Source organism: Nostoc sp. NMS7, from assembly GCF_017115085.1.
Classification (GTDB): Bacteria; Cyanobacteriota; Cyanobacteriia; order Cyanobacteriales; family Nostocaceae; genus Nostoc.
The window spans coordinates 5,107-10,675 of sequence record NZ_JABXKJ010000153.1 but is presented as its reverse complement, the minus strand read 5'-3'; the positions used below and the strand labels follow the sequence as shown (position 1 = coordinate 10,675).

Genomic DNA, 5,569 nt, shown 5'->3' with positions numbered 1-5,569 from the left:
AGCAAATATGGGCTTTATCCTCTTAAGTTGACACCAATGGGCAACTCCGTGCCCCGATGCGAAATCTATATGTATCAGGGTTTTAGTGAAATGGTATAAGTCCTGTTAAATTCAGTCGCTAGTAGGAGGAGACACAGCACAAGATTTATTAAAATAGTTCAGAAATATTCTAAACTACTTGGGAACAGCAGATGCCTCTTCACAAACTTGAACATTTTGACCCAGACTATCGAGAAACTTTTGGCGGAGACGACGTTAAAGCGTTGGAGCTTTATACTGAGGGAGGAGAGAGAGTTGGCTCAGTGGCCAATGTTTTAGTTGATGACGATGGTCGTTTTCGGTATTTAATTATTGATATAACCTTAGATTTTCTTACTAAGAAAATATTACTACCCATTGGTCTTTCCCGAATCGATTATCCTGCAAGACGCGTTTATGTTGATGGGTTAAGCAGACAGCAAGTAGAAAGTTTACCTGATCACAAAGAAGACGCGATCCTTAATAATGATTATGAAGAAAAGGTACGTAGTGTATTTCGTTCTCCAACCAGTGGTGTAACTTACGATCGCGATACATACAATTACCAGAAAGAACCAGCTTTATATGGGTTAAATGAGCAATCTGATCAAACTTTTAAACTTTATGAAGAACGATTAGTTGCCAACAAACAACGCATAAAAAGCGGAGAAGTAACGCTTGGTAAGCACATTGAAACAGAAACTGCAAGCGTTACACTAGATATTCAAAAAGAACGAGTTGTGATTGAGCGAGTTGTCCCAACAGAAGTAGGAAAGGTTGTAAATCCTAGTGAACTTCAGTTCCAAGAAGGAGAAGTAGCACGCATAGAAGTGTACGAAGAAACGCCTGAGATACATAAAGAAGCCTTTGTGCGTGAAGAAGTCCGAGTTAAGAAAGTAGTAGAACGAGAAACTGTGGAAGCACAAGACACTATTCGCCGAGAAGAGTTAGATCTTAATACTGTGGGTAATTTACATGTTGAAGAAAATCCTCCCACTACAGATGAAGCTATTTAAGTAGCTGGTCAATAAATTTGTGATATTATCTGAAAATAATCATGCAGGCAAAGTTAATTTTTATCTCTGCCTGTATTTTTTTATTCAACAACAAGATACCCGACTTATTAGACAAGTTGGGAATTTTAGCCTTTAAAAAATTTACATTCTGATAAACCCTGTAGAAATGCAAAATTTTGCGGTAAGCATTTTAATATATGCGGTGAATTCCATGCACCAAGGCTAAACATATTTTTACAAAAGTCAGATGTTCCCAATTTCGCATCTTTAGTTAGCCATATATAAAACAATATCTATAACTTTTGATTATTGAACTATTGAAATAATTCATTCGGCAGAAGGATGTAAACAAGTAAATAAATGTATAGTTTAGTTATTAGTAAGATGAAAAAAAATTTTTGAGGTTAAGATAATGGTTCTCTACAAACTGGAAGATTTTGAGCCTAACTACCGGGATACAATTGAAGGTCAGGACATTAAGGGGCTTGGGGTTTATACACAAGGAACTGAGGAAAAAGTTGGCACTGTCAGCGATGTTTTAGTGGATGAAGAAGGTCATTTCCGCTATTTCGTCGTTGACTTAGGCTTCTGGATTTTTGGTAAAAAAGTATTACTACCAGTTGGTCGTGCCCGTATCGACTATAACAGCGATCGCGTCTACACAATTGGCTTGACTAGAGTGCAAGCAGAAGATTTACCTGAGTTCAATGAACGCCAAAGCCTTGATTATGACTATGAAGAACGGGTGCGTGGTGTATATCGCCAACCTACAGACTACGCCCTACCTCTAGAAGCTTCATTAGCACAACCGGGAGACTACGCCCTTCCTGTAGAACCAGCATTACCATTGCAAGCGACAGCACCAGTAGATACAACCTATAAGCAGCCAGTTACGCCTACTTACAATCGTGATAGCTACACTTACGAAAATGAGCCTTCTTTATACGCGTTAAATGATCAAGATCATCAAACTCTAAGATTATATGAAGAACGGCTGATTGCCAATAAGAAACGCCAAAAAACTGGAGAAGTAACGATTGGCAAGCGTGTTGAGACTGATACTGCACGGGTTGCAGTGCCAATAGAAAGAGAACGAGTTGTGATTGAGCGTGTAACTCCAGCAGATGCAGGTACTGCCGCTTCTGGACGCGGAGCAGATTTCCGTGAAGGCGAAGTAACTCGGATAGAACTCCACGAAGAAACTGCGGATATTCGCAAAGAAGCATTTTTGCGTGAAGAAGTTCGAGTCAAAAAAGTGGTAGATCAAGAGACAGTTGAAACTCAAGAAACTGTGCGTCGTGAAGAGTTAGATGTTAATTCTGGTAATCTTCCGATTGAAGAACGCTAAACAACATAGTTATTAGTTAAGAACCAATAACTAATTTGACAGAGTACAGGTGGGGCTGTTTAATTAGCTTTGCCTGTACTTTTAAAAGGTCAAAACAAACAATACATTTAATATAGCTAACTAGAAAGCAATTCAGAAGTTTTGCATATGAATAGCCAACCGATGACCAAAAACATTGGACAGGCAAATACGAAGACTCGCACTAGCACCTCACTAGCAGATTTAAGAAAGAAGGTGAAGAATTTTGTTGTCATCGATAGGCAAGGTGAGCTAGTAGGAGTAGTTCATGATTTAATTGTTGATGCTAATCGCCGGCTAAACTTAATTATATCTAACCAGGCGAATCAAGAAACTCTAGAATATGGTCAGCAGTTAGCTAATAAACATCCTTCTTTATTTCAATTGCAGAGCCAGAGAATAAAACAAATTGACAAGCCGACTAAATCTGTTTTCATAGACTTAAACAAATCAGAAATTGAATATATGCCTGAATATTTAGAAGCAGAAACACCAGGCGATGGCACACTATCAGAAAACTCAACCAAGCAACTAGTCAATAATCAAATTACAAATAGCCCAGTTGAGCCAGTAAATTTAGAACAGGTTAACGAACAACAGATTATTCGTTTACTAGAAGAACGACTAGTTGTTGAAAGCAGTAAGCGTAAAGTTGGTGAGGTGATTGTTCGCAAAGTCATCGAAACCCGGATGGTACAAGTTCCTGTCCGGCGTGAAAAGCTGATTGTGGAACAAATTAGTCCAGAACACAAACAACTTGCAGAAATTGATTTAGATGAAGGGGAAATTCTTGGCGTTGACTTGACCGAAGTAGAAAGACTTGAAGTTACACGCTTTGATAGCGGTTTAACGGTAAGTGGCGAATTTAGTTCCCCTAAAATTGCTAGTTTATTATTGAATGCGATCGCACTAGAGAAAAATCACGGATGCAAGCAGGTGCGAGTGACGATTGTTATTGAAGATGAGTCACACCAGAAAAAATACCAAGAGTGGTTTGACCGATGTTCTAAAAGTCAATCACTAAAGCCGGAAAAATAAGTTTCTAGCAGATAGATTAGTAGGGTGGGCATTGTCCACCCTATTTTTTTACTGATTTAAGAAAAGAAAGTTAAATTTTCGTTCCTTTGCGGGTAAGTGGAATGTCTCGAAAGCAACTTAATTTACAATACTAAGCAGTTGCCGTTTTTTTGGCTACTTGCAATGAAATTTCGACTAAAGAGACTTTCACGGAAGAAACAACAGCGTCTGATCCCACGGATTCAGATTCAAGTTCGAGATGGAAAATTTGAGATTATGGGCATAGGTGCATGGCATTCCTACTGGCGTGATCCTTACCATCTGCTGCTAACGATTCCCTGGACTGCCTTTCTGATCCTGATTTTTACTTCCTATATAACTATTAATGCTCTATTTGCCCTAGCTTACTTGATTGGAGGAGATTGTATTGCCAACGCCCGACCTGGGTCTTTTTTAGATGTCTTTTTCTTTAGCGTCCAAACCCTAGCATCCATTGGCTATGGGGCAATGTATCCTAAAACAACTTACGCCAACATTATTGTCACCATTGAAGCAATGATCGGTTTGGTGGGAATTGCTGTGATGACAGGACTAGCCTTTGCTCGATTCTCCCGACCTACAGCTCGTGTGGTCTTTAGCCGTGTTGCTGTAATTACACCTCATAATGCGATGCCGACTCTCATATTTCGCAGCGCTAATAAGCGTCGCAATATAATTCTGGAGGCGCAGATGCGAGTCTACTTAATGCGCGACGAAGTAACCCTAGAAGGGCAGTTCATACGTCGGTTCCACGATCTCAAACTGCTGACTAACCAAACACCTAGCTTCACGTTAAGCTGGTCAGTGATGCATGTCATTGATGAGTTTAGTCCTCTATATGGGATGACACCAGAATCCTTAACCCAGACAAATACTATTCTGATCGTCTCTTTGAGTGGCCTTGATGAAACGGTTTCACAGGTCGTCCATGCCCGTCATACTTATGGTGCTAATGAGATTTTGTGGAATAATCAATTTGCCGATATCTTCTACCACACACCTGATGGAGATCGCTACATTGATTACAACCGCTTCCACGATGTTTTCCCTTTAGATGATGAAAAGAGTTGAAATGCCTGAAAGTCACTCAGAACTCGGATTGAGTGGTGGTTGCAAGGGTTTAACGACAACCCGGCCATTTTCAACTACAGTGCAACTTTTAACCATACTCTTGCTGTGGTTAACTGGCACATCCTGGCACTGGTTTTGGTAGCAGATATTTTGATTTTGCTCTTGTTGGTGATTAAGGACGACAACACAACACGCGCTGGAGACGATGGACATATAACATATTTTGATCTCTATATCTATTATCGCTCTACTGATGCTATTTGGCTCAAAAATTTGCTACCCATCTGTTTTGATTTCTCCCTCTGCTAAAAATGTAGTAACTCACATCAACTCAAGCCAAATGCATCTGAGATTTTCTCAAGATATAAAGTCCCTGTTGCAACGCCTAGCTGAACAACCCCTGACTTTAGGTGATATTCTAGCAGAAACCTCAGAACGAGGGTTCAGCCTGGTAATTACATTATTAGTTTTGCCCTTTTTATTTCCTATGCCACCGGGATTAACTGGCCCTTTTGGTGGTGCTTGCTTACTGTTGTCAGTGCAAATGGTTTTAGGCAGGCGATCGCCTTGGCTGCCGAAAAGAATCGCTAACTACAAATTTCCTCGTCGCTTTGCCCAGTTACTTTTGCAAAATTTGGGACATCTTACCAAAGTTTCACAGAAAATCGCCCGTCCCCGATTGGCAAAAATAGCCCATAATCCTTTGATTTGGCGAATTAATGGGTTTTGTATCTCTTTATTAACAATATTACTAATATTACCAATTCCGTTTACAAATCCTATCCCCACTGTAGGTATTTTACTTTTGACTGTAGCGACCATCGAATCTGACGGTTTATTAATTTGCATCAGCTACGGCATCACTGTCCTGATTACCTTGCTGTTTGGATTTATTGGTTATGCAGTATGGTTAGCTCCCAGTTTGCTGCCATCTATATTTAAATAATAAAAGCCCCCAGCTTTCGGCTGAGGGCTGTAATTTATTAGGGTGCATCTACCATTTATTAATCCGCTTGATTGATTGCCATATCCGGGAAGATTT

6 protein-coding genes are annotated in these 5,569 nt (G+C 39.9%); all 6 read left to right on the top strand.

The genetic code is table 11. The features are described from left to right. Window positions 1-191 precede the first annotated feature (191 nt). The 6 genes from HWQ38_RS15930 to HWQ38_RS15905 all read left to right on the top strand — a co-directional run bounded on the left by HWQ38_RS15930 (window position 192) and on the right by HWQ38_RS15905 (window position 5,473). Window positions 192-1,034 carry a DUF2382 domain-containing protein gene (locus HWQ38_RS15930; RefSeq protein ID WP_292795074.1) on the top strand — a complete coding sequence of 281 codons (843 nt, stop codon included), beginning with the start codon at window positions 192-194 and terminating at the stop codon, window positions 1,032-1,034. Window positions 1,035-1,446: 412 nt separating this feature from the next. After that, on the top strand, window positions 1,447-2,382 hold the full coding sequence (locus tag HWQ38_RS15925) for a DUF2382 domain-containing protein (RefSeq protein ID WP_292795073.1): 936 nt from the start codon (window positions 1,447-1,449) through the stop codon (window positions 2,380-2,382). A 162-nt stretch (window positions 2,383-2,544) separates the two neighbouring features. Further along, window positions 2,545-3,438, top strand: a complete 894-nt coding sequence (locus HWQ38_RS15920; protein ID WP_292795072.1) for a DUF2382 domain-containing protein — start codon at window positions 2,545-2,547, stop codon at window positions 3,436-3,438. A gap of 162 nt (window positions 3,439-3,600) precedes the next feature. Continuing rightward, entirely contained in the window at window positions 3,601-4,527 is a 927-nt protein-coding gene (locus tag HWQ38_RS15915) for an ion channel (protein WP_292795070.1), read from the top strand. 39 nt (window positions 4,528-4,566) lie between these two features. Further along, window positions 4,567-4,836, top strand: a complete 270-nt coding sequence (locus tag HWQ38_RS15910) for a hypothetical protein (protein ID WP_292795069.1) — start codon at window positions 4,567-4,569, stop codon at window positions 4,834-4,836. 31 nt (window positions 4,837-4,867) lie between these two features. After that, on the top strand, window positions 4,868-5,473 hold the full coding sequence (locus HWQ38_RS15905; protein WP_292795068.1) for an exopolysaccharide biosynthesis protein: 606 nt from the start codon (window positions 4,868-4,870) through the stop codon (window positions 5,471-5,473). The last annotated feature ends 96 nt before the right edge of the window (window positions 5,474-5,569 follow it).